The sequence below is a fragment of the Kribbella sp. NBC_00709 genome, assembly GCF_036226565.1.
Lineage (GTDB): Bacteria > Actinomycetota > Actinomycetes > Propionibacteriales > Kribbellaceae > Kribbella.
On sequence record NZ_CP108996.1, the window covers coordinates 6394437 to 6419505 of the forward strand.

Annotated in this window: 19 protein-coding genes and 1 riboswitch; of the genes, 13 read left to right on the plus strand and 6 right to left on the minus strand. The window is 69.0% G+C overall.

Features of this window, described 5'->3' with window-relative positions:
- Positions 1-6: 6 nt before the first annotated feature.
- Positions 7-1038 (plus strand): LacI family DNA-binding transcriptional regulator, encoded by a 1032-nt coding sequence (locus tag OHA18_RS31335; RefSeq protein WP_328998932.1) that lies wholly within the window; start codon positions 7-9, stop codon positions 1036-1038.
- On the opposite strand, the gene OHA18_RS31340 is transcribed toward OHA18_RS31335, so the two are convergent.
- Both OHA18_RS31340 and OHA18_RS31345 read right to left on the minus strand, forming a co-directional pair.
- Positions 1012-2079 carry a fatty acid desaturase family protein gene (locus OHA18_RS31340; RefSeq protein WP_328998933.1) on the minus strand — a complete coding sequence of 356 codons (1068 nt, stop codon included), beginning with the start codon at positions 2077-2079 and terminating at the stop codon, positions 1012-1014. The two genes, OHA18_RS31335 and OHA18_RS31340, sit on opposite strands and share 27 nt — an antisense overlap.
- 75 nt (positions 2080-2154) lie before the next feature.
- Positions 2155-3234 carry a fatty acid desaturase family protein gene (locus OHA18_RS31345; protein ID WP_328998934.1) on the minus strand — a complete coding sequence of 360 codons (1080 nt, stop codon included), beginning with the start codon at positions 3232-3234 and terminating at the stop codon, positions 2155-2157.
- A gap of 201 nt (positions 3235-3435) precedes the next feature.
- Between OHA18_RS31345 and OHA18_RS31350 the strand changes: the two genes are divergently transcribed.
- Together OHA18_RS31350 and OHA18_RS31355 are read left to right on the plus strand one after the other, a co-directional pair.
- On the plus strand, positions 3436-4962 hold the full coding sequence (locus OHA18_RS31350) for an alkaline phosphatase D family protein (RefSeq protein ID WP_328998935.1): 1527 nt from the start codon (positions 3436-3438) through the stop codon (positions 4960-4962).
- A 96-nt stretch (positions 4963-5058) separates the two neighbouring features.
- Complete coding sequence (locus OHA18_RS31355) at positions 5059-7119, plus strand: prolyl oligopeptidase family serine peptidase (protein WP_328998936.1); 2061 nt, start codon at positions 5059-5061, stop codon at positions 7117-7119.
- Positions 7120-7132: 13 nt separating this feature from the next.
- On the opposite strand, the gene OHA18_RS31360 is transcribed toward OHA18_RS31355, so the two are convergent.
- Complete coding sequence (locus OHA18_RS31360) at positions 7133-8497, minus strand: aminotransferase class V-fold PLP-dependent enzyme (protein ID WP_328998937.1); 1365 nt, start codon at positions 8495-8497, stop codon at positions 7133-7135.
- A 16-nt stretch (positions 8498-8513) separates the two neighbouring features.
- Positions 8514-8627: riboswitch (SAM riboswitch) on the minus strand.
- Positions 8628-8710: 83 nt separating this feature from the next.
- On the opposite strand from OHA18_RS31360, the gene OHA18_RS31365 reads away from it, so the two are divergent.
- The 10 genes from OHA18_RS31365 to OHA18_RS31410 all read left to right on the plus strand — a co-directional run bounded on the left by OHA18_RS31365 (position 8711) and on the right by OHA18_RS31410 (position 18991).
- On the plus strand, positions 8711-9238 hold the full coding sequence (locus tag OHA18_RS31365) for a DinB family protein (RefSeq protein WP_328998938.1): 528 nt from the start codon (positions 8711-8713) through the stop codon (positions 9236-9238).
- Positions 9239-9269: 31 nt separating this feature from the next.
- Positions 9270-10046 (plus strand): DUF4184 family protein, encoded by a 777-nt coding sequence (locus OHA18_RS31370; protein ID WP_328998939.1) that lies wholly within the window; start codon positions 9270-9272, stop codon positions 10044-10046.
- A 73-nt stretch (positions 10047-10119) separates the two neighbouring features.
- The gene (locus tag OHA18_RS31375) at positions 10120-12744 is read left to right on the plus strand and encodes a DNA translocase FtsK (RefSeq protein ID WP_328998940.1); all 2625 of its coding nucleotides are present in this window, start codon (positions 10120-10122) and stop codon (positions 12742-12744) included.
- A gap of 5 nt (positions 12745-12749) precedes the next feature.
- A complete protein-coding gene (locus OHA18_RS31380) occupies positions 12750-13316 on the plus strand; it encodes a hypothetical protein (RefSeq protein WP_328998941.1) in 567 nt (188 codons plus the stop codon).
- 109 nt (positions 13317-13425) lie between these two features.
- Complete coding sequence (locus tag OHA18_RS31385; RefSeq protein WP_328998942.1) at positions 13426-14181, plus strand: helix-turn-helix domain-containing protein; 756 nt, start codon at positions 13426-13428, stop codon at positions 14179-14181.
- Positions 14182-14233: 52 nt separating this feature from the next.
- Positions 14234-15994 carry a MiaB/RimO family radical SAM methylthiotransferase gene (locus OHA18_RS31390; protein WP_328998943.1) on the plus strand — a complete coding sequence of 587 codons (1761 nt, stop codon included), beginning with the start codon at positions 14234-14236 and terminating at the stop codon, positions 15992-15994.
- Entirely contained in the window at positions 15991-16614 is a 624-nt protein-coding gene (gene pgsA, locus OHA18_RS31395; RefSeq protein WP_328998944.1) for a CDP-diacylglycerol--glycerol-3-phosphate 3-phosphatidyltransferase, read from the plus strand. Before OHA18_RS31390 ends, pgsA begins: the two co-directional genes overlap by 4 nt.
- A gap of 187 nt (positions 16615-16801) precedes the next feature.
- The gene (locus OHA18_RS31400; RefSeq protein WP_328998945.1) at positions 16802-17890 is read left to right on the plus strand and encodes a DUF2332 domain-containing protein; all 1089 of its coding nucleotides are present in this window, start codon (positions 16802-16804) and stop codon (positions 17888-17890) included.
- Positions 17891-18042: 152 nt separating this feature from the next.
- Positions 18043-18537 (plus strand): CinA family protein, encoded by a 495-nt coding sequence (locus OHA18_RS31405; protein ID WP_442914346.1) that lies wholly within the window; start codon positions 18043-18045, stop codon positions 18535-18537.
- Between the two features lie 163 nt (positions 18538-18700).
- Positions 18701-18991, plus strand: coding sequence for a helix-turn-helix domain-containing protein (locus OHA18_RS31410; protein WP_328998946.1), 291 nt, complete (start codon positions 18701-18703; stop codon positions 18989-18991).
- An 8-nt stretch (positions 18992-18999) separates the two neighbouring features.
- On the opposite strand, the gene OHA18_RS31415 is transcribed toward OHA18_RS31410, so the two are convergent.
- The 3 genes from OHA18_RS31415 to OHA18_RS31425 form a co-directional block, all read right to left on the minus strand.
- Entirely contained in the window at positions 19000-19485 is a 486-nt protein-coding gene (locus OHA18_RS31415) for a DUF4262 domain-containing protein (protein WP_328998947.1), read from the minus strand.
- A 74-nt stretch (positions 19486-19559) separates the two neighbouring features.
- The gene (locus tag OHA18_RS31420) at positions 19560-20345 is read right to left on the minus strand and encodes an Fpg/Nei family DNA glycosylase (RefSeq protein ID WP_328998948.1); all 786 of its coding nucleotides are present in this window, start codon (positions 20343-20345) and stop codon (positions 19560-19562) included.
- A 17-nt stretch (positions 20346-20362) separates the two neighbouring features.
- Positions 20363-25015 carry an ATP-dependent helicase gene (locus OHA18_RS31425; protein ID WP_329006176.1) on the minus strand — a complete coding sequence of 1551 codons (4653 nt, stop codon included), beginning with the start codon at positions 25013-25015 and terminating at the stop codon, positions 20363-20365.
- Between the last annotated feature and the right edge of the window lie 54 nt (positions 25016-25069).

Sequence of the window (25069 nt, forward strand, 5' to 3'; positions counted from 1 at the left end):
CCGGCGATGAGTGTCAGCGGGGTGAACGGGACGGGTCAGCGCCGGCCCACGATGAAGGAGGTCGCTGCCCGGGCGGGGGTCGCACTGAAGACCGTCTCCCGGGTGGTGAACGAAGAGCCGAACGTCAGCCCCGAGCTGACCGCGAAGGTCCAGGCCGCGATCAAGGACCTGAACTACACGCCGAACGAGTCCGCCCGGATGCTGCGCCGCGGCAAGACCGGGACGATCGCCGTGGTGATCCGCGATATCGGCGACCCGTTCTTCGCCTCGCTCGGCCGCGCGGTCGAGCTGTGGGCGCGGTCGTCCGGCTCGGTGGTGATGATCGGCCTGACCGACGAGGACCCGGAGCGGGAGCGGGAGGTCTGTCTCGAGTTCGTCGCCCGCCGGCCGGACGCGCTGATCATGGCGCCGATCGGTGAGACCCAGGAGTACCTCGCGCCGCATGTCGACGCCGGGATGGCGGTCGTCACGATCGACCGTCCCGCGCACGGCATCGAGGCCGACGCCGTACTCGCGGACAACGCCGGCGGGATCGACCAAGCGATCGACCACCTGGTTCGTCAGGGCCACCGCCGGATCGCATACCTCGGTGACGACGAGCGGATCTTCACCGCCCGCGAGCGCGTGGTCGCGTACCGGGCCGCGATGGCCCGGCACCGCATCGACGTCGACGAGGACCTGGTGCACCTGTCCGAGCCGACGACCGAGGGCATCGGCATCACGCTGTCCGCCGTGCTGGACCGGGCCGAGCCGGCCACCGCGTTGCTGTCGGCAAACAACATGACAACGGCCGAGGTACTGCGGGGCCTGGCCGGCCGCCGGGATCAGGTCGCGCTGGTGTCCTTCGACGACCTGGCGCTGGGGGATCTGCTCAGCCCGGGCCTGACCGCGGTCGCGCAGTCCGCCGACGTGATGGCGCGGACCGCGATCCAGTTGATGACCGAGCGCCTCCCGGAGCCGCACCGCCCCGGTCGCACGGTGCGGGTCCCGGTGAAGCTGACGATCCGCGGATCAGGCGAGATTCCCCCCGCTCGCTGACCGGAGCTGGGCCGCCAGCGGGCAGTCGAACGGGTCGCGGGCCTGCAGGCCGACGTTGTTCAGGTAGTCGACGACGATCCGGTACGACGCGAACAGCCCGACCTCGGCGTACGCGATCCCGTGCAGTTCGCAGTACTCGCGGACGATCGGCTGGACGCGCCGCAGCGTCGGCCGCGGCATGCTGGGGAACAGATGGTGCTCGATCTGGTAGTTGAGCCCGCCCATCGCGAAGTCGGTGAGGATCCCGCCGCGGATGTTCCGCGACATCAGCACCTGGCGCCGGAGGAAGTCCAGCTTCATCGAGGCCGGGACGATCGGCATGCCCTTGTGGTTCGGGGCGAACGCGGCACCGAGGCACACTCCGAACACGGCGAGCTGCAACCCGAGGAACGCGGTGGCCTTCCCGGCCGGCAGCAGGACGTAGAGCGCGGCGACGTACAGCGTGATCCGGGAGGCGACCACCGCGGCGTCGATGCGGTCGGCGCGGCTCGCATCGCGACGCAGCAGGTGCTTGAGGCTCGAGGCGTGCAGGCCGACACCTTCGAGGGTGAGCAGCGGGAAGAAGAGCCAGCCTTGCCGCGCGGCGAACCAGCGGCCGACCCGTCCGCGGTCGACGACCGCCTGGGGCGTGAACGCGAGCACCTTCAGCTGGACGTCGGGATCACGGTCCGCCTGGTTGGGCGCGGCGTGGTGCTTGTTGTGCTTCGACCGCCACCAGCTGGCACTCATGCCCAGGATGCAGCCGGCCAGGATGCGGGCGGTCCAGTCGTTGCGGGCGTTGGAGTGAAAGATCTGCCGATGCGCGCTGTCGTGGCTGAGGAACGCCACCTGGACCAGGATGAGCGCCAACGCACCCGCGAGCCAGAGTTGATGCCAGGAGTTGCCGAGCAGGATCATGCCGGCCACCACCGCGAGCAGGGCGCCGCCGACGATGCTGATCCGGGTCACGTAGTAGCCCTGACGGCGCCGGAACAGGCCGAGTTCGCGGACGGTCCGCAGGAGGTCCGTGTACATGCTCACGTACTGCTGTTGGGCGCTCACGTCGGCCAGGGGGAGGTCGTGGCATGACGCCGGGCGTGTGGCCAGATGGCCCGGCGAAGTCGGCTTGGCAAAGTGCTACCCCCGGTAGGTCGCAACGAGTGGGCACTGGAACGGATCGCGAGCCCGAAGGCCGACGTTGTTCAGATAATCGACGACGATCTTGTACGACGACAAGAGGCTGACCTCGGTGTACTTGACCCCGTGCAGCTGGCAGTACTCGCGGACGATCGGCTGGACTCGTCGCAGCGTCGGGCTCGGCATGTTCGGGAACAGGTGGTGCTCGATCTGGTAGTTGAGACTACCCATTGCGAAGTCGGTGAACACTCCGCCGCGGATGTTGCGGGACATCAGCACCTGACGGCGCAGGAAGTCGAGTTTCATCGAGGCGGGGACGAGCGGCATGCCCTTGTGGTTCGGCGCGAAGGATCCGCCGAGGCAGATGCCGAAGATCGCCAGCTGCAGCCCGAGGAACGCCCCTGCCTTGCCGATCGGCAGTAGCAGGAACAGCACGGTCAGGTATCCGGCCAGGCGGCTGACCACGATCGCGGCCTCGATCCGTTCGACCTTGGTTGCCGAGCGGCGGAGCAGATGCTGCACGCTCGCGACGTACAGGCTGAGGCCCTCCAGCGTCAGCAACGGGAAGAACAGCCAGCCCTGGCGGCGGGTCAGCCAGGCCTGGAAGCCGGTACGACGGGCGACGTGCTCCGGGGTGAAGGCGATGACGCCGATGTCGATGTCCGGGTCCTTGGACAGCTGGTTCGGCGCCTGGTGGTGCCGGCTGTGCTTGGACCGCCACCAGCTCGCGCTCATCCCGACCAGTCCGCCGGCCAGCAGCCGCGCGGTCCAGTCGTTCCAGGCGGCGGAGTCGAAGATCTGCCGGTGCGCGCTGTCGTGGCTCAGGAACGCGACCTGGGTGAGGACGAGGGCCAGCGCACCGGCCATCAGCAGCTGCAGCCAGGAGTTGCCGAGCAGACCGAACCCGACCCAGACGCCGGCGAACGCGGCGACGACGAGGCCGATCCGAACGAAGTAGTACCCACGGCGCCGCTTCAGCAGTCCGAGCTCGCGGACGGTGCGGAGCAGGTCGGTGTACAGGTTCGTGTATTTGTGTTGAGCCCGTAACGGATCGTGGTCTTCGGCAAGCAGCTGCGACATGAGAAACGCCCCGGTTCCAAGTAGTGCATCGGTCGATGCGCTACCAGGTCCAGGGCAGCGTCACGAGAAAGGTCCTGAGGCCCCAACGGAACCACGTTGAGTAGCCACACACAAGGGCAGTGTCCGGACCCCGATGGTGATTTGACGCTCAGTTCGCCCCGCTTTCACTTCGCCGTCATCCGCGGGGAGCACCTTCGGGGCATGAAGCTGAGTCGCCGCCAACTCCTGGCCGCATCCACGGTGGCCGGGGCCACCCTCGCCGTACCCGGGATCGCCGCCGCTGCCCCGAACCTTGTCCGTCGTGACCGGCCCGCTCTGCCGTCGGGCATCGCGAGCGCCGACGTGACGCCGTCCTCGGCCCTCGTCTGGTCGCGGACCGACCGGCCGGGCCGACTGGTCGTGCAACTGACGAGCCACGGCCGCTTCGACAGGGCGATCCACCTGCGCGGGCCGAAGACCTCGGCCGACGACGACTTCACCGCGCGGCTGCCGTTGCGCGGTCTGCGGCCGGGGCAGCGCTACGACTACCGGCTCGGCTTCGAGGACGCGAACGGCCGGATCGGCCAGACGCTGGACGGCTCGTTCACCACGCCGGGGCGCAACCGGCCGGTCTCGTTCGTGTTCACCGGCGACACCGCGGGCCAGGGGTACGGCATCAACCCGGAGCTCGGCGGGATGATCGCGTACCAGGCGATGCACGAGACGCGGCCGGACTTCTTCCTGCACTCCGGCGACAACATCTACGCCGACGGCCCGCTCGAGGCCGAGCTGAAGGTTGCCGACGGCACCATTTGGAAGAACGTGGTGACCGAGGAAGTCTCGAAGGTCGCCGAGACGCTGGCCGAGTACCGCGGCCGGTACAAGTACAACCTGCTCGACGAGAACGTGCGCTCGCTGTACGCCGACGTACCGCTGGTCGCGCAGTGGGACGACCACGAGACGCTGAACAACTGGTACCCGGGCGAGATCCTCACCGACGACCGGTACACCGAGAAGCGGGTCGACGTGCTCGCGTCGCGGGCGAAGAAGGCGTTCCTCGAGTACCTGCCGATGGAGCACGGGTCCGGGCGGGACCGGATCTACCGCAAGGTGAGCTACGGTCCGCTGCTCGACGTGTTCTGCCTGGACATGCGCACGTACCGCGGCGCGAACCCGGTGCCGTCGACGGTCGGACCGGTCGCGATGCTCGGCGCCGAGCAGGCCGCCTGGCTGGTGCGCGAGGTCGCGGCGTCGCGGGCGACCTGGAAGGTGATCGCCAGCGACATGCCGCTCGGCCTGCTGGTGCCGGACGGCGACCTGATCGAGGCGGTCGCGAACGGCCTGCCCGGCGCTCCTGGTGGACGCGAGCACGAGATCGCCTGGGTGCTGAGCCAGTTCAAGAAGCGCAAGGTGCGGAACGCGGTCTGGCTGACGGCCGACGTGCACTACGCCGCGGCCCACCACTACGACCCGTCCCGGGCGGCGTTCACCGACTTCGATCCGTTCTGGGAGATCGTGGCCGGCCCGATCAACGCCGGTACGTTCGGGCCGAACGGGCTGGACAGCACGTTCGGGCCGGAGGTCGTGTTCTCGAAGGCGGCCGACTTCCCGAGCCAGTCGCCGGCCGGTGGCAACCAGTTCTTCGGGTACACCCGGATCGATCCGCGGACCGGCGTCTTCACGGTCTCGCTGCGCAACCTGTTCGGCGACATCCTCTGGACCAAGGACCTCACCCCGGCTCACCACTGAGTGAGCCCGTCGTACTCACCCGGCTCCGGTGCCTGTGCGGGATGCCGCCCACCGGAGCGGGTGAGTACGCCGCAGTCTCGGGTTAGGTTTGCCCACATGACCGCTTATCCCGAGAGCCGCCGCGACGATGTGGTCGAGACACTGCACGGGCGGAAGATCGCTGACCCGTATCGCTGGCTGGAAGACGCCGACTCACCTGACACCCAGGACTGGGTCCGCAGGCAGAACGAGTTCACCCAGGCCGAGCTCTCCGGCTACCCGGAGCGCCAGTGGTTCCAGACCACGATGTCCGCGATCCTCGCGCGTCCACGCGCCGGCGTCCCGGCGAAGAAGGCAGGCTGGTACTTCGTCGGTCGCAACGACGGCACGCAGGCCCAGGACGTCATCTATGTGGCCGAGTCGCTCGACGAACTCCTGTCCGGCGGGCGAGTGCTGATCGATCCGAACACCCTCTCCGAGGACGGCACCGACTCACTGGGCACGTTCACCGTCAGTCCGGACGGCAAGTACTTCGCCTATGGCATCAACGAGAGCGGCAGCGACTGGACGACGTTCCGGCTGCTCGACATCGCCACCGGTACACCGGTCGAGGACGTGGTGTCGCAGGCCAAGTTCTGTGAGGCCGTCTGGCTGCCGGACAGTTCGGCGTACCTCTATCTGCACTACCCGGCGAGTGGGCGCAGTGAGGGGACCGAGACCACCGCGCAGTCCGGTGGGCGGTTGACGCTGCACAAGGTCGGCACACCGCAGTCCGAGGACGAACTGGTGCTGAACTTCCCCGGTGAGGACCAGATCTTCATCTCACCGGAGGTCTCCGACGACGATCGGTACCTCGTCGTCCACATCACCGAGGGGACTGACCCCAGCACCCGTCTCTGGGTCTACCCGATCACCTCGGACGGGCTGGGCGAGCCTGTGAAGGTGGTGGACTCGTTTGCCGACGAGATCGCCTTCGTACGGATGTCCGGCGACCAGCTGGTACTCCGGACCGACCGCGACGCGTCTCATGGCCGGGTGGTGCTTTCCTCGCTGGATGGTGAGTTCACCGACCTCATTCCGGAGGGCGAGGCGACACTGCAGGCAGTCCGCGGTACGGCGGACGGCCTGGCGACGCTGACCCTTGTCGACGCGCAGCCGGTGCTGACCCTGTACGCACTGGACGGTTCCGGGCAGCGCGTGGTCGACGTACCCGGCGGGGGAGTGGTCGACCTGCACGCCGGACCGGAGTACGACGAGCTGTTCATCGGACTGTCGACGACAACCGACCCCACCCTGTCGTACGTCGTCTCGACCGGGTCAGGCGCCGTACGTGCACTGCCGGAGTTGGTCCGCGGGTCTGGCGGTTTCGCGGCGCCTCAGGTGACCGTCGCGCGCCGGATCGCCGCAGGCCGCGACGTGCCGTACTTCCTGATCACCCGGTCGGACCTGGACTTCTCCTCCCCGCGTCCGACGCTGATGTGGGGGTACGGCGGGTTCCGCATCCCGGTCCAGGCCGACTACCGACCAGGCTGGCCGGCGTGGCTCGCAGCCGGGGGAGTGCTGGTCATCGCCAACCTGCGCGGCGGTGGCGAGTACGGGACCGAGTGGCACGACGCGGGACGGTTGAAGAACAAGCAGAACGTCTTCGACGACTTCATCGCGGTCGCAGAGCACCTGCGCGACACCGGCGTCACCACGCCGGCGCAGCTGGCCGTCCACGGTCGCAGCAACGGCGGACTGCTCGTCGGAGCGGTCATGACGCAACGGCCGGACTTGTTCGCGGTCGCACTGCCCGGTGTCGGTGTGCTGGACATGCTGCGGTTCCACAAGTTCACCGTGGGCGCGGCATGGGCGTCCGACTTCGGTCTGCCAGACAACGCGGAGCAGTTCGAGGATCTGTTGGCTTATTCGCCATTGCATCGCCTCAGCGACGGTACGTCGTACCCGGCGACGCTGGTGGTCACCGGGGACCACGACGACCGGGTGGTTCCGTTGCACAGTCACAAGTTCATGGCGACGCTGCAGCATGCCCAGGCCGGTCCGCAGCCTGTCTTGACCCGGGTAGAGGTCAACACCGGCCATGGCTTCGGCAAGCCTGCCGCGATGATCGCGGCGGAGTGGGCGGACCTACTGGCGTTCGCTGCTCACCATGTAGGTCTCGAACCTCCTGAGCAGTAGGAGGGCTGCTGGACTACCAGATCCGCGGGGCCTGGAGGTCGCGGGGATCGTCGGACGGCTGACAGCCGTGCGCGGTCTCCGCGTACTCCGCCCGCGGACCACTGGTGGCCAGCGTGCGTACTGCGTTGACGAGCCGGTCCACGTGCTCGCGGGTGGTCCCGAGGCCGAGGCTGGCGCGGACCGCCGTACCGTGCTCGGGGGAGTCGGCGAGGAGGTGGCCGACGAGCGGGTGCGCGCAGAACTTGCCGTCACGTACGCCGATGCCGTACTCCGCGCTCAGGGCCGCCGAGACGAGGGTCGAGGTCAGACCGGCGATCGTGAAGCAGACCGTGCCGACACGGTCCGCATCGTCGCCGAAGATCGAGTATGTCGTGACGTTGTCGATCTGGGCGAGCCCGGTCCGCAGGCGGGCCAGCAGGCTGCGCTCGTGCTGCTCGATCGCGTCGCGGTGCTTGCTGATCGCGGCACAGGCACTCGCCAGCGCAATGGCTCCGATCACGTTGGGGGAGCCGCCCTCGTGCCGCGCCGGGCCGGTCGCCCACACCACGGTGTCGTCGGTGACCGCGTGCGTCGCGCCACCGCCGTACAGGTACGGGTCGGCGGCGTCGAGCCAGTCGGTGCGGCCGATCAGCGCGCCGGCACCGTACGGCGCGTAGAGCTTGTGACCGGACAGCGCGACCCAGTCGACATCGAGGGTGGAGATGTCGACCGGACGGTGCGGCGCCAGCTGCGCAGCGTCGAGACAGACCCGCGCGCCATGTGCCTTGGCCACCTTGGCGATCTCCGCGATCGGGAAGATCTCACCGGTCACGTTGGAGGCGCCGGTGATGACGACGAGCCGCGGGCCGTCGGGAGCCTGGCGGAGTGCGTCGGCCACCGCCGTCACGGCCTCGGTGGAGCTTGACGGCGCTGCCAGGCGAACAGTCCGCTCAGTCGGCCAGGGGAGCAGGGCAGCGTGGTGCTCGGACTCGAACACGATCACGGTCGCATCCGCCGGTATCGCGCGGGCCAGCAGGTTCAGCGCGTCGGTGGTCTGCCGGGTGAAGATCACCTGGTCGTCCGAACGCGCCCCGACGAAGGCGTGCACCTCTTGGCGCGCCCGCTCGTACCACTGGGTGGTGATGCGGGAGGCGTACCCGTTGCCACGGTGCACGGACGCGTACGACGGCAGCGCCGCCTCCACGCTGGCCCGGACGGACTCGAGGCACGGCGCGCTCGCCCCGTGGTCGAAGTTCGCGTAGTCGGTGACCCGGCCGTCGGCCAGCGGGACCAGGAGGTCCGAGCCGACGGTGGCGGGGATGCTGCCGGTGCTGCGGTGCGCCACGGTCAGCCGGGGCGTCGTCGTACTGGCAGGCTCGAGAATGGACAAGATCGACATGCTGCTGCTCCCAGGAAGTCCGCACTTGCCGAGCGGGGTATCCGCACGGCCTGGTCTTCACCCGGGGCACCCCACCGCGGAGGAGGGTTGCCGGCCAGCGAGCCGGGGCTTGTCGCTGACACTCATGACCTGTCGAGTACGGTAACGAACCGGCCACGAGGACCGCCAGTGGCTATCTCATGTGATGAGATCGGCGAACACATCGTGGACAACGTGAGGATTTCGATGACCTGGACCGCACCTGCCGTCGAGCGACCGGACGGCTCGCTGACCGCACCTGAACGCGAGCTGCTGCAGGGCTACCTGGATTTCTACCGCGCCACGCTGCTGTTCAAATGCGCCGGGCTGACCGCCGCCCAGCTGGCCGAGCGGCCGTCACCGCCGTCGAACCTCTCGCTGCTCGGTCTGATCCGCCACCTCACCAAGGTCGAGCGGATCTGGTTCCGCATCCATTTCGCCGACGTACCGGCCGAGCCGCTGTTCGCCCCCGAGCTCGGCAAGGACGCGGACTTCGAGCTGATCGACGCGGCGGACGCGCAGGCGGCGTACGAGGGTCTGATCGCCGAGTGGAAGCTCTCCGACGAGGCCGCCGCCGACCACACGCTGGACGACCGCTTCACGTTCGGCGGCACCGAGTCGACGCTCCGGATGATCTACATCCACCTGATCGGCGAGTACGGCCGGCACTGCGGTCACGCCGACCTCTTGCGGGAGCAACTCGACGGCACCACGGGTGCGTAACAACGACCTCGGTGGCTTCTAGGGTGCGGGGATGCCGTTCACCCTCGCCCACCCCGCGGCTGTCCTTCCGCTGGCCCGCCGGCCCCTCGTCGCCTCGGCCCTGGTCGCCGGCGCAGTGGCGCCCGACCTGCTGTACGTCGACCCGATTTACCGGCTCGCCACGCAGTACATCAGCGGCAACTTCACGCTGACGCTGACCCACGAGTTCACCTCGGCGGTCTGGCTGGACCCGCTTCTGGCGCTCCTGATGCTCGTGGTGTTCAACCTCGTCCTCAAGCGCCCGCTCATCGCGCTCGCTCCAGCAGGCTTCGCCGCCCGCCTGCCTTCATCGGCTTCCCCGAGCCTGCCGTGGACGGTGGTTTCGGCCATCATCGGGGCAGTCACCCACGTCGTCTGGGACTCCTTCACCCACGGCGACGGTTTCTTCGTCCGCCACTTCCCGGGCGTCTTCCGCGCTGCGGTGACGCCGGCCTGGGACGTCAACCGCATCCTTCAGTACGTCAGCACGGTCGGCGGTTGCCTCGTCCTCGCGATCTGGCTCTATCGCTGGTACCGCCGTACGACGCCGTCGGACACTCCCGGTGACCGCGTCCCGTCCTGGCTGCGGTACGTCGTCATCGCCGCGGTGACTCTGCTGGCCGTCACCGGTGCGGTCGTCGAGCTGGCCCGCGTCGACGGCGACCTGAGCGGCGAGACCGCCATCCGCCTGGTCCTGTCCGGACTGGTGTCCGGTGGCCTGGCCACCCTTGCCTGGTACGTGGTCCTGTGGCACCTCGCCCGGCTCCGGAGGCGAACGGTCACGCTGTGACGCTACGGATGGGGCAGCGTGATCGGCGTGTGACACGTGGGACTCAAGGGATAGTCGGGGTAGCCTGAGCAATATGGCGACCCGCACGTCTTCCCCGGCGCGGGCGCAGAAGTCGGCAGCCAAACGGCCGAGCACGGCTCGTTCGGCTGCTGGTGGACGCTCCCGACCGTCCGGCGCCCAGAAGCGAGGGCAGAGCACGAAGCGCGGAGGAGGATCCCCCGCGCGGACCAGCACGCCCAAGAACAGCGGACCGGGCCCGTTCGCGGCCGCCATGCTCGCTCTGTGCCGCGGGGTGGTGAAGGTCTGGATCGGCATCGCCCATCTGCTCGGCAGCATGGTGCGGGGGATCGGCCACAGCGCCCGCGACCTGGAGCCGGAGCATCGCCGCGACGGCGCCGGTCTGTTCCTGATCGGCCTCGCGGTGGTCGTGGCTGCCGCGATCTGGTGGGACCTCCCGGGCGCGGTCGGCAACGGCGTACGCACGGTGGTCGGCGGCAGCATCGGCATGCTCGGCTGGGCTCTGCCACTGCTGCTGCTCCTCATCGCAGTCCGCACGCTGCGTCACCCGGACAACAACGGCCCGGCCGGGCGTCAGGTGATCGGCTGGACCGCCGTCGGTCTCGGGGTGCTCGGCCTGATCCACATCGCCAACGGTCTGCCCCGGCCCAGCAACCCGGCCGACGGCCCGCTGCGCGACGCCGGCGGTGCGATCGGGTACTTCATCTCGTCCTTCCTGTCGGACCTGCTCACGCAGTACGTCGCTGCCCCGCTGCTGGTCCTGCTCTCGATCTTCGGCGCCCTGGTCATCACCGGGACGCCCATCTACGCGATCCCGCTGCGGTTCCGCGCGGCGTTCGACGTACTGATGGGACGGACGGCGCTGCCCGAGGACGCTCCGTCGGTCGTGGCCGCGCCGACCGACGACACGGTCCGGCTGACCCGCAAGCAGCGCCGCGCCAAGGCCGAGGAGCTCGACGAGGACAGCGAGCCCACAGTCAAGCCGTACGACTCGCCGGTGCTCGAGGGCCGCGAGATCTCCAAGCGCGGACGTAAGTCGAAGTCTCGCGTGGACGAGGACGCGTACGACGTCGACACCGACGGTGCTGATGCAGCCGCCGCGGCCGCGCCGGCCTTCGAGGCGCCTGCTCCGAGCAAGCCGTCGGCGCCGCCGCCCGAGCCCCCGCCGCACACGCCGCTGCCGCAGCGCGTCGAGCAGCTCAGCCTGTCGGGCGACATCACGTACACGCTGCCGGACGGGCAGATGCTCAAGCCCGGCTCCGTGCACAAGGCCCGGACCAAGGCGTCCGACCAAGTCGTCGACCGGCTGACCGAGGTGTTCGAGCAGTTCGGCATCGACGCCCAGGTCACCGGCTACACCCGCGGTCCGACCGTCACGCGGTACGAGGTCGAGCTCGGCTCGGCGGTGAAGGTCGAGAAGGTCACCGCACTGTCGAAGAACATCGCCTACGCGGTGGCGTCGGCCGACGTCCGGATCCTGTCGCCGATCCCCGGCAAGTCCGCGATCGGTATCGAGATCCCGAACGTCGACAAGGAGACCGTCAGCCTCGGCGACGTGATCCGTTCGGCGACCGCGCGCAACGACCACCACCCGATGGTGGCCGGCCTCGGCAAGGACGTCGAAGGCGGCTACGTCGTCGCGAACATGGCCAAGATGCCGCACCTGCTGGTCGCGGGCGCGACCGGCTCCGGTAAGTCGTCGTTCGTCAACTCGCTGATCACGTCGGTCCTGATGCGTGCCACCCCCGACGAGGTGCGGATGATCCTCGTCGACCCGAAGCGGGTCGAGCTGAACAACTACGAGGGCATCCCGCACCTGATCACACCGATCATCACCAACGCCAAGAAGGCGGCCGAGGCGCTGCAATGGGTCGTCCGCGAGATGGACATGCGGTACGACGACCTCGCGGCGTTCGGGTTCCGGCATGTCGACGACTTCAACAAGGCGGTCCGCGGCGGCAAGGTCAAGCCGCCACCAGGATCCGAGCGGGTGCTCACGCCGTACCCGTATCTGCTGGTGATCGTCGACGAGCTCGCCGACCTGATGATGGTCGCGCCGCGCGACGTCGAGGACTCGATCGTCCGGATCACCCAGCTGGCGCGTGCGGCCGGCATCCATCTGGTGCTCGCCACGCAGCGGCCGTCGGTGGACGTCGTCACCGGCCTGATCAAGGCCAACGTGCCGTCGCGGCTGGCGTTCGCAACGTCCTCGCTGGCCGACAGCCGGGTCATCCTCGACCAGCCCGGTGCGGAGAAGCTGGTCGGTCAAGGTGACGGGCTGTTCCTGCCGATGGGCGCGAGCAAGCCGATGCGTATCCAGGGGTCGTGGGTCGACGAGGCCGAGATCCGCGCCGTGGTCGAGCACTGCAAGACGCAGCTCGAGCCGACGTACCGCGAGGACGTCACGGTCGTGGCCGGTCCGAGCAAGGATCTCGACGACGAGATCGGCGACGATCTCGACCTGGTGGTGCAGGCCGCCGAGCTGATCGTTTCCACCCAGTTCGGCTCGACGTCGATGTTGCAGCGTAAGCTCCGCGTCGGTTTCGCCAAGGCCGGCCGGCTGATGGACATCCTGGAGAGCCGCGGCGTCGTCGGTCCCAGTGAAGGTTCGAAGGCCAGGGACGTCCTGGTCAAGCCCGACGACCTAGAGGACTTCATCACCACCCTCCGAGGAGAGTGACACCCGTGACCGCCGCGAGCGCACTGCCCAGGCAGGAACGATTCGACGTCGACCCCAAGCCGGTGCCGTTCACCGTCAGCGCCTCCCAGAAGGTGCACGGCGGGCTCGCGGTCGGCGCGGCGCTGGTCGCGCTCGGCTTCGCCGCGTCCGCGTCCACGAGTCCGACCGGAGTCCTGCGCTGGATCGCTGCGGTGGCCTTCGCCGCTCTCGCTGTTGTCTGCGCCCGTGCGCTGACGGTGGGGGAGATGCTGGTCGCCGACGACGTAGGCATCCGGCTGCGGATCGGCCACGAATGGATCGGCACGCGGTGGGAAGACATCGAAGAGGTGACGGTGCTGCAGCGGCGGCATCCGCTCGACGACGGGCGGATCGCCGTACATCTGCAGGATCCTGGGCCAATTCTCGGTGCGATGCCGAGTTCGACCCGCAAGACAACTGATGCCAACCGTCGACTGACGGGGTCCTCGCTCGCGATACCGTTCGGCTTGACGGCTCGGCCGTCGAACGGGGAAGTGGTGCAGGCGTTGCACATGCTGGCGGATGCCAGATGTCCGGTCAGAGAACAACTCTGACTCGTCCGTGACCCCGTCGTACCAAGGCCGTTGACTTGATGTCGGCGGTCCGCCCGGCGATGTCGACGGTCCGCACCTGAAGGCGGACGAACGAGAGGATGGTGGGGACGTGAGCATCGGCAGCGATCTCACGGCGGCCCGCGAGCGGGCCGACATGACGATCGAGCAGCTCAGCGCTGCGACCCGGATCAGAACCGGGCTGCTGATCGCCATGGAGGCCGACGATTTCTCCCGCTGCGGTGGGAACTTCTACGCCCGTGGGCACATCCGTTCCATCGCCCGGGTGGTGAAGGCCGACCCCGCTCCGCTGATCGCCGCCTTCGACGCCGAGCAGGCCGTCGAGGAGGAGAAGTCCCGCCGCGAGGAGCGCGCCGCCGCCAAGGGCCCGACGCTCCGCCCGGCCCGCCCGCGCTGGGCGATCGTGGTCGGCGCGATCCTGGTCATCCTGATGGGCTGGGGGATGGTGCGGCTGTTCACCCTGCCGAGCGACATCGAGGCCAACGCGTCCAAGACCGCGGTCACGACGGCAACGGTCACGACGCCGACCCCGAAGGCGCCGGTCAAGCCGACGGTCCAACCGACCACGAAGCCGACGACCGCCAAACCGCCGGTGCTGAAGACCGCGCTGACGCTGACGGCGAGGGGCGACGGCACGTACCTGACGGTCCGCGACAAGAAGAACCGCCGGCTGTTCCAGGGCCGTCTCAGTCCCGGCATCGCCCAGTCCGTGACCAGCTCCGGCGACATCCGCGTGACAGTCGGCAACCCCGGCAACCTCATCGTCACGCTGAACGGCAAGCGCGTCCCCACCAAGCTCTACAAGTTCACCGCGCACCCGAACGGCACCCTCACCAAGCTCGTGTGAGATCTGCTGGCGAGTTAGGCGGGGAACAGTAGGGCGCGTCATACTCGTAGTGATGACTACGCCACCCACCACTGTCGCCCTGGTCACGCTGGGCTGTGCCCGCAACGATGTCGACTCCGAGGAACTGGCCGGCCGGCTCGAGGCCGGTGGCTTCCGACTGGTCGACGATGCCGCTGAGGCGGACACCGTGGTGGTGAACACCTGCGGATTCGTCGAAGCCGCGAAGAAGGACTCCGTCGACACCCTGCTGGCCGCGGCCGACTACAAGGAGTCCGGCCGTACGCAGGCCGTCGTCGCGGTCGGCTGCCTCGCCGAACGGTACGGCGACCAGCTCGCCGAGGCGCTCCCGGAAACGGACGCGGTCCTCAGCTTCGACGACTACACCGACATCTCCGACCGCCTCCGCGCGATTCTGGCCGGCAACAAGCACCAGGCCCACGTCCCGCGCGACCGCCGCAAACTCCTCCCACTGGCCCCCGCCGACCGCCACTCCACCCCCGCCCCCTCCCTACCCGGCCACGGCGACCAGCCACCCGCCGACGGGATCACGCCTGCTGACGGCGACCAGTCGGCCGCTGGCGCGATTGCGGCTGCTCACGGCGGCCGGACGGCTGGCGGGACTGCGGCCGGTCTCGGCGACCACATCCCTGATGCACTCCGGCCTGTGGGCGACGGCGCGGCCGCTGGCTCCAGCTCCGCCGAGCCGGGGCTCAAGGGACGCTTCGTGACTGGCGCGCCGGAAGAACTGAAGATCGATGCGCCCGACCTCGCGACCGCTCCGGCGAGCGGCCCGCGGGTGATGCGGCGACGTCTCGACGGCGGCCCGATGGCGCCCCTGAAGCTCGCCTCCGGATGCGACCGCCGTTGCGCGTTCTGCGCGATCCCGATGTTCCGCGGCGCGTTCATGTCCCGCCGCCCCGCCGAGGTACTGCGCGAAGCCGAATGGCTCGCCGACAACAACGTCCGCGAACTCTTCCTGGTCTCCGAGAACTCCACCTCGTACGGCAAGGACCTCGGCGACCTCCGCCTGCTCGAGACCCTGGTCGGAGAGATCGCCCAGGTTCCCGGCATCATCCGCGTCCGGGTGTCGTACCTGCAGCCCGCCGAGATGCGCCCGACGCTGATCAGCGCGATGACCTCGACCCCCGGCGTCGTGCCGTACTTCGACCTGTCCTTCCAGCACGCATCCGGCCCCCTGCTGCGCCGGATGCGCCGCTTCGGGGACTCCGAGCGCTTCCTCGAACTGATCGCGCAGGTCCGCGCCACCGCTCCGACAGCCGGCATCCGCAGCAACGTCATCGTCGGCTTCCCGGGCGAGACCGAGGAAGACGTCGACATCCTCTGCGACTTCCTGTCCCGCGCCGGCCTCGACGCGATCGGCGTCTTCGGGTACTCCGACGAGGACGGCACCGAGGCCGAGACATACGACGGCAAACTCGACGAAGACACCATTGCCGCCCGCCTCGACCGGGTGACCCGCCTCGCCGAAGACCTCACCTCGGCCCGAGCCGAATCCCGCATCGGCGAACTCCTCGAAGTCCTCATCGAGTCCACCGACGCCGACCTGCTGGACGACGACGGGCTTGGTGCGGCTGAACTGGCTGGAGCCGGGCGGACCGGAGAAGGCCGGGCTGCGCACCAGGGGCCCGAGGTGGATGGGTCGACGACGGTGACCGGGCTCCCGGACGGAGTTCGGGTCGGCGATCTGGTGTCCGCGAAGGTGGTGGCGAGCGACGGTGTCGACCTGATCGCCGAGTTCGCCGCGCTCGTGAGCACCCCGGACACCCGTCCGGCAGCTAATCTGACCGCGTGACCAACCCGCCAACGAACCCGGTACCGCGCGCCGCCGGCGGTCATCTCCACGCGCCCAGCGCCTGGAACGTGCCGAACGCGCTGACGGTCCTGCGGCTGGTCCTGGTACCACTGTTCGTCTGGCTCCTGCTCCGCGAAGGCGGTCACAACGACGGCAACCGGCTGCTCGCCACCGCCGCGTTCGTGGTCGCGATCGTCACCGACCGCTTCGACGGCGACATCGCCCGGCGCTGGAACCTGGTCACCAACTTCGGCAAGATCGCCGACCCGATCGCCGACAAGGCTCTCACCGGAGCCGCCTTCCTCGGCCTCTCGTACCTCGGCGAACTCCCGTGGTGGGTCACCATCGTGGTGATGGTCCGCGAGTGGGGTGTCACCGCCCTCCGCTTCTGGGTGATCCGCCACGGAGTGATGCCCGCCAGCCGCGGCGGCAAGCTCAAAACAGTTCTCCAGGCCATCGCCCTGGGCCTCTACCTCCTCCCGTGGCAGGACCTCGCAATCCTCCACTGGACCGCAGTCACGATCATGGCCGCCGCCGTCATAGTCACCATCGTCACCGGCGTCGACTACGTGGGCCGAGCCCTCCGCCTCCGCTCCGCCGCCAAACGCCCCCTCCCTTAACCCCTCACCACGAGAGCCCCGGCGGGTGGGATGCCGGATGACTAGACTCATCCGAGTGCCAAGCCCAACTGCTGGAACCACGGGAACCACCGGAGCCACAGGTGGAACCACCGGAGCCACAGGTGGAACCACCGGAGCCACAGGTGGAACCACGGGCGCCACAGGTCGTGCCACGGGAACGAGTGGCATGGGCCGCAAGCTCGCGCAGATGTATCGCCGGTACGCGGAAGTCGACGCCGCCAAGATCTCGCCCCTGTACGAGCGCCTCGCCCTCGCCCTGAGCGAGTCCGACGCCGCCCTCCACGCGATCGAGACCGCCCCCGCCCGCAAGCGCCACCCGGCCTTGATCCTCGCCGCCCTCCACAACCTGGCCCTCACCGGCCAAGCCCCATCCCTCACCGCCGCTTACGCAGCAGTAGCCACGGATGCCGGTTTGCCGTTGGCGGCGAGTGTGGATGCGGCCGTGGTTGCGGCGGTTGAGGCGTTGGTGGGAATGACTGACGCTGTGGTGTCTGTCGTTGCGCAGCGGAAGGTGCGGGGGAACGCCACTGGCAATCACGCGCTGTTGTATCCGGCTATTGCTGAGGTAGCGCGGAGGGTTGGCGCGAGTTCGGTTGGGCTGGTCGACGTCGGTAGCGCTCCTGGTTTCAACCTGAACGTCGATCGGGCCGGCATCAGCCATGGCAACGGCCAGTCGCTGGGCGACCCGTCGTCTCCCGTGCAAGTGTCGGCGTCGATCGTCGGGGACCGGCCCGTGCCGACGCAGGTGATGCCCGAGGTTGTTGCCCGAATTGGCGTGGACCTCGAGCCGATCGACACAACGAACGCGGATGAGGCCCGGTGGCTGCGCGCCTGTCTGCCGCCGGACCAGCCGGAACGGATCACGAGGCTCGAAGGAGAGTTGGAGCTCGCGGCGACCGCACCCCCACTCCTCGTGCGAGGTGAGGCCGTCGAGGTGCTATCCGATGCCCTCGCCCGGGTGCCCGCGGACGCCCTGCCCGTTGTGATCACCACGTGGGCGCTGTCGGACTTGTCGCTTGAGAGCCGCCTGCGTTTCCTGCAGCGGCTGGACGAAGCGGCGACCGAGCGGCCGGTTGCGTGGGTGTCGGTGGAGGGGGTTGGAGTTGCGCCGGCGATCCCGACCTTCGGCGACCGCCACGCCTCCGGGCACAGCATCATCGGCCTCGCGGTCTTCGGCCATTCGACTCTGCGCGCCGAAGCTGTGGGCCGCTGCTGGTTGCGGGGCCAGATGCTGGCATGGCTGGGCTCGGACTGAGTGAGAGATCTCCGCGGTCGTTGCGGGTGACTGGTAAGGCAGCGAGTGGGCATGGTGTCCTCCGCATGGCGTGTTGGCGGGGCAGCTGGGGTGAGCGGGCGGCGACTGGGTGTTGAGTACGGGGTACGAACCGGGAGTGCAGGAGGCGACGGGTGGCCGGAGACGGGCTTGAGGCGGCGGTCGGGCGGTTGGTCGGGCTATTGCTGGAGCGTCGCGTGACGCTTGCCACCGCTGAGTCGTTGACAGGTGGGATGGTCGGGGCGGTTCTGACGGATGTGCCGGGGGTGTCGGCTGTGTATCGGGGTGGCGTAGTCGTGTATGCGACTGACCTGAAGGCCACGCTCGCCGGCGTGCCGGAGGACCTGCTCGCCGCTGTGGGCCCGGTCCACCCGGACACGGCTGCGGCGTTGGCCAGCGGCGTGCGGGAGCGTCTGGGGGCGGACTACGGGCTCGCGACGACCGGTGTGGCCGGTCCGGACCCGCAGGCGGGCATCCAGGCGGGCACGGTGTACGTCGCGGCGGCCGGACCGCGGTCCGTGCAGGTCCGGAAGCTGCAGTTGACCGGTGATCGTTCCGCAGTTCGCCGGGGCAGCGTGGAGGCCGTTCTCGAACTCGGAGCCGCCGTTGTGGCGGAAGAACTCGACTAAACGGGGTGTTGGGACCAGCATGGGCACAGGTAAGGCAGACTGGCACGGCGCACCGAAGGTGGACATTGCGAGGGGTAGTGACCCAGCAACAGGTACCGTTGGTTCCTACGGTCGGGCTACCGTGCGAGTAGACGCGACCGGACAGGTGGAAGGGAGAAACCTCATGGTGCTGGTTCGTGGCCTGCTGGGCGACGTGCTGCGGCGTAAGCGGCTGCGCCAGGGGCGCACTCTCCGCGAGGTGTCCGCTGACGCCCGCGTCAGCCTCGGCTACCTGTCCGAGGTCGAACGCGGCCAGAAGGAAGCCTCCAGCGAGCTGCTGGCAGCGATCTGCACGGCGCTCGATGTGCCGTTGTCGACGGTCTTCGCCGAGGTCAGCGAGGATCTGGCCCGCGAAGAGGCCCTGGTGCTGGTGCACCCGACCATCGAGTCCGAGGTCGTGGCTTCCGCGGCTTGAGCCCCGGCTCATCGGCTGCTCCCGTCCGGCGTCGGGCGACTGTCGGGCGGCCGCATCAGTGCAACGCGCGACGGCCAGACGAGTTGTAGCGCGGGCAACGGCGGGTCCTTGGGTTGCCGGAACATCTGGTTCGCTGTGTACAGATGGTGCGCCGAGTCGGGAAACCGGAGGAGTTCGGCGGTCTCCGGAGGTGGAAAGAAGCCGGACAGGTCGTCACCCTCGTCGAACACCGCGCCGCCCATCACGGCCCAGGCGAGTGGTTTGAGCCCGAGGTAGGCCCAGCACGGCTCCGGGTCGAAGACGATGATCTCCGGGTGCCGGTACAGGCTGAGCCCCAGCGTGTACCCGAAGGCCGGGTTGCGGGCACCGTCGCCCTCGACGTACTGCATCGTCCAGCCGAAGGTCCGGATGTTCTGCTCGATCTGCCGCGAGATCTGCTCGTTGGTCTGGCCGCCGCACCGGTCGCACATCAGCTTCTCCTTTCGCTCGAACATTTGTTCGATGTGTCAGAGAAGGTATCTGCGTTCTGGTCTGCCGGGGGCGTTGTCCACAGGGCAGTTCTGGGCGGTCAGCTCTCGGGTTGGCAGGCCGGGCACCAGTAGGTAACTCGTGCGCGAGTCGGTTCGCCGAGCGATGCGGTCAGGATCGTCGCGCCGCACCGATGGCAGGGCTTGCCGGCGCGTTCGAACACCCAGGAGCGCTGTCCCGGTCGGTCGACCCCGGTGCTGACCTGGGTGCCGTTGCGGACGTTCGCCTTCAGCAGCTTTCGGCTGAGGTCGACCGCGGCCGGCACGTCGACGTCCGAGACCGGGCGCCACGGATGCAGGCCGAGCAGGAAGCAGACCTCGGTCCGATAGAAGTTGCCGATCCCGGCCAGGTTCCGCTGGTCGAGCAACGCTTCGCTGACCGTCCGTCCGGGATCGGACTCGAGATTCGCGATCGCGGCTGCCCGGTCGAACGACGGCGAGAGCAGGTCAGGCCCGAGGTGACCGACCACACTGCGCTCCTCGTCGGTCGCGACGAGGTCGAGCACCGGGAGCCGGTAGCCGACAGCGGTCCAGGGCGCGGTTTCGAGGACCACGCGGATCTGGTGATCAGGGCCGCCGTGCCACCGCTCGCCCGGCCGGTACAGATGCCAGCTACCGTCCATCCGGAAATGGCTGTGCAACGTCAGCCCACCCGATATCCGCATCAGGAGGTGCTTGCCACGTGCAACGACCTCGAGCATCGTCCGCCCGCTCAGGGCCGTCGTCGCCAGCGAAGGCACGCGGAAGTCCGTCCGCACGAGCTCCTGCCCGGCAAGGGCTTGGTTCAGCCGCTTGCACGCTCTCCAGACAGTGTCTCCCTCAGGCATGACCCAGCGCCCCGAACTCAAGCCCGCAGGCGCAGGCCGCGCGGCGTCGCATGGAAGCCCGCCTTCGCCAAGGCGTCGCCGAACGACGTGTGCCGGACCTGCTCACCATCGGCCGTCTCGACACTCAGCTTGCCGAGCTGACCGTCCCGGATCGCCAACGCAAGCGCGTCGACCGCCGGCTGGAGGAGATCAGAATCCTCGGTGAAGCTCAGCACAGTCCGTCCGCCACGCTCGACGTACACGATCAGCTGTCCGTCGACCATCACGACCAACGCACCAGCCTTCCGGCCGGGGCGATGACCTCCCGCGCTCTCCCGTTCGGGCCACGGCAGGGCTGCACCGTACGGATTCGCGGGATCGGACGCCGCGAGTACGACGGCTCGCGCTGTCAGCTCCTCGTCCTTCCGGCCACGGGCGCCGCTCGGTCGGGCACCACCGGGCCCGAATCGTCCGGCGGGACCGAACGGACCTTCAGAGCCGGATGAGGTCGCCGCCGGCAGCTCTGCAAGTGCTCGAAGCCGATCGACGGCTCCAGGCAGGGCGAACTGAGCAGCCCCGAGCCCGGCGACGAAGTAGCCGCGTCGGCAACGCCCGGACTCCTCGAACGCGCTCAGCACCTTGTAAACGGCGGCGAATCCACCAGGCGTCCGCTCGGTGATCACCGAGCCTCGCGTGACGATCCCATAGCGATCCAGCAGCGTCTCGGCTGCGGCATGCGCCCTCCGGGTCGCATCCGAACTGCGGGCCGGAAGCAACGACCATCGCCCGCCCGCCGTCGGCGGACCACTCCGCGAGGGCATCGCCGGACGCCCAGGGCGAGCGGGTCGACCCGGCCGTGCGCGCGGCGTCGTACGACGTGTTCGATGGCTGCCCCGCCCGCCGCCGACCAGGGATCGGACCGGCGTCAGCGTGTCGTTGGTCAGATACCCGGCCCAGACGAGATCCCAGAGGACGCCGACCAAGGTCTCGTCCTCCACGACGCCTGACTCAGATCCGACCGCATCACTCAGCTGCCGGAAGAAGAATGCGCCTCCGCCCGACAACGCGTCGAGCACGGCCTGGTGTGTCTCACCCAGCTCGAGATCCGGATCTGGATCCGGCAGCGTCAGGTCGCAGTTGTCTGCGAGATGAAGCGACACCCATCCGTCCGTCCCGGGCAGCGAACCTGATCCTGCCCACACCACTTCGCCGGTCGCCGTCAGCTCGTCCAGCATCGACGGCTGATACCCAGGAACCCGCGACGGCAGCACGATCGACTCCAGTGCCGACGCCGGCACCGCGCACCCCGCCAGCTGCTCGACCGCTCCTAGCAGCACGTCGTACCCACGGCCGCGGCTGCTCGTGATGCCCTGCCACGCAGGCAGGAATCGCGCCAGCGCGGATGGATCGACGGGCTCGACCTCCTTGCGCAATGCAGCGAGGGACCGCCGTCGCAACAGCCGGAGGACTTCACTGTCGCACCACTCGAGTGCGATGCCGCCCGGCAGGAATTCGCCTTCGACGACTCGTCCGGCCGCACCCAGGCGCCGCAGCGCTTCGCCGACAACCGCAACGCCGATCCCGAGATGCGTCGCGAGATCGATCGCCCGGAACGGCCCGTGCGTTCGTGCATACCGAGACACCAGATCGCCCAGCGGATCGGCGACCGGCTCGGCGTGCGCCTCCGCGACCCCAGGCGGCAGCGGCACACCGAGCGCGTCGCGCAACCGCGCCACGTCCTCGACAACTGCCCATCTGTGCTCACCGGCGATCCGCACCCGCACAACGCGGCGGGCGGCCGCCAGCGACGTCAGCCAGGACTCCGCATCCGAACCGTCCACGCACCGCTGCGATGCCTCCGGCAACGACAGCGGACCGATCATCCGCAGTACGTCGAACAGGCCTTCGGCGTCACGCGCCCGACGATCCTCGGCGAGTCGTTGCAGCTCGGCCTCGGTACGCAGCACGACCTCCGCGTCGAGTAGCTCCCGCAGCTCGGTCCGGCCGAGCAGCTCGGCCAGCAAGCTCTGATCCAGCGCGAGCGCGGCCGCACGCTTCTCCGCGAGGGGGCTGTCGCCCTCGTACATGAAGGCGCCTACATAGCCGAAGAGCAGCGACTTCGCGAACGGTGATGCCTCGGACGTCTCCACCTCCACGACGGAGATCCGACGCTCGCTGATCCCGGTCAGGAGATCCTTCAACGCTGGCAGGTCGTAGACGTCCTGCAAGACTTCGCGCAACGTCTCGAGCACGATCGGGAACGAGCCGTACTTACTGGCCACACTGAGCAATTGCGCTGACCGCTGCCGCTGTTGCCACAGCGGAGATCGTCGGCCGGGATTGCGCCGCGGCAACAACAACGCCCGCGCGGCGCACTCCCGGAATCGCGCTGCGAACAACGCCGATCCGCCGACCTCGGTGGTCACCAGATCCTCGATATCTGCCGGATCGAACAGCACGAGCTCCGCGCCCGGTGGCGCCTCGTCGGTCTCCGGCAGCCGCAGCACGATCCCGTCGTCACCCGAGACCGACTGCGCGTCCATCCCGTACCGATCCCGGAGCCGGGCTGCGATCGCGAGCGCCCACGGGCCGTGCACCTGACCGCCGTACGGCGAGTGAACGCAGACGCGCCAATCGCCCAGCTCGTCGCGGAACCTCTCGACCACGATGGTCACGTCGTCCGGCACCCGGCTGGTCGCGTCGCGCTGCTCGGCGAGATACGACACGAGGTTGTTGGCGGCGTACTCGTCCAGGCCGGCGGTCCGCGCGCGCTCGACCGCCTTGCCGGCAGGCAACGACGCCATCTTGCGGACGAACGCACCGGTCGCCGCGCCGAGCTCCGCCGGCCGCCCGACCGCATCGCCCTTCCAGAACGGCAACCTGCCGGGCTGACCCGGGGCAGGGGAGACGAGCACCCGGTCGTGGGTGATGTCCTCGATCCGCCAGCTCGACGCCCCGAGAGTGAACACGTCGCCGACGCGTGATTCGTACACCATCTCTTCGTCGAGCTCACCGACGCGATGATTCGTCGACTCGCCGACCAGGAAGACCCCGAACAGCCCGCGATCCGGGATCGTCCCGCCGCTGGTCACCGCAAGCCGCTGCGCGCCCGGCCGACCGGAGATCTCGCCGCTCACCCGGTCGAACACGATCCGCGGCCGCAGCTCCGCGAACTCGTCCGAGGGGTATCGACCCGACAGCATGTCGAGCACGCCGTCGTACGCCGATCGCGGCAAGGTCGCGAACGGTGCGCAGCGGCGCACCAGTGCGAACAGCTCGTCGACGTCCACCGAGTCGAGCGCGACGATCGACACGATCTGCTGGGCCAGCACATCGAGTGGGTTGGCCGGGATGTGCAGGCTCTCGATCAACCCGTCGCGCATCCGCTGCACGACGACGGCCGTATCGATGAGGTCGCCACGGAACTTCGGGAACAGCACCCCGCGCGATACCGCGCCGACCTGGTGACCGGCGCGTCCCACCCGCTGCAATCCGCTCGCGACGGACGGCGGCGCCTCGACCTGGATGACCAGATCTACCGCGCCCATGTCGATGCCGAGCTCGAGACTGCTCGTCGCCACCACACAGGGCAGCCGACCCGACTTCAGATCTGCCTCGATCAGCGCTCGCTGCTCTTTGCTGACCGAACCGTGGTGGGCTCGCGCAATCAACGGCGGCGCCGCGAGAGATCCACCGGACTGTGCCATCACCTGAGCAGGTGAGCCCAAGTCAGGCAGCTCCAGCTCGGCTCGCTCGGCAGCGATCTCGTTGAGCCGGGCGGTCAGGCGCTCGGCCAGGCGTCGTGAGTTGGAGAAGACGATGGTCGAGTTGTGCTGAGCGATCAGATCGAAGACATGCTCCTCCACATGCGGCCAGATCGAGGCGTGCTGCTGCGGACCGGCCGCCGATCCGGAGGTCTCCACCTCGGTCGCGGCCAGCTCGGCCATGTCCTCGACCGGAACCACGACGCTCAGGTCCCACTGCTTCGTGAACTTGGGCTGCACCACGGTCACCGGCCGCTCGCCACCGAGGAATCGGGCGACCTCTTCCACCGGTCGCACGGTCGCGGACAGACCGATTCGCTGCGCCGGCTTCGGCAGCAGCGTGTCGAGACGCTCGAGCGTGAGCGCCAGATGTGCGCCCCGCTTGGTCCCGGCAACCGCGTGCACCTCGTCGACGATGACCGTCTCGACTCCGCGCAGCGACTCCCGGCCCTGCGAGGTCAGCAACAAGAAGAGTGATTCCGGGGTGGTGATCAGTACGTCGGAAGGCCGTGACGCGAACCGCCGTCGCTCGCTGGCCGGGGTGTCGCCCGACCGCACCGCGACCTCGACGTCGAGCGGTGCCTCACCGAGCCGGCGCGCGGTCTCCCGGATCCCGATCAGCGGCGCGCGGAGGTTGCGCTCGACGTCGACCGCGAGTGCCTTCAGCGGCGATACGTACAGCACCCGGCAGCGCAGCTTCGGATCGTCGGGCGGCGGCGTCGTGGCCAGCCGGTCGAGCGCCCAGAGGAAGGCTGCCAGCGTCTTGCCCGATCCGGTCGGGGCGACCACCAGCGCGTCCCGGCCGGCGGTGATGGCGTCCCACGCCTCGAGCTGGGCCGGGGTGGCCGCCTCGAAGACGTCGCCGAACCACGCCCGGGTCGCGGGCGAGAACCGGCTCAACGCGCTGGTTTTCTTCACGCCGACCATCTTGCCGGGTACCGCCGACAGTTTCACGAGCCGTTCCCGGACGGTTCGTGGCGC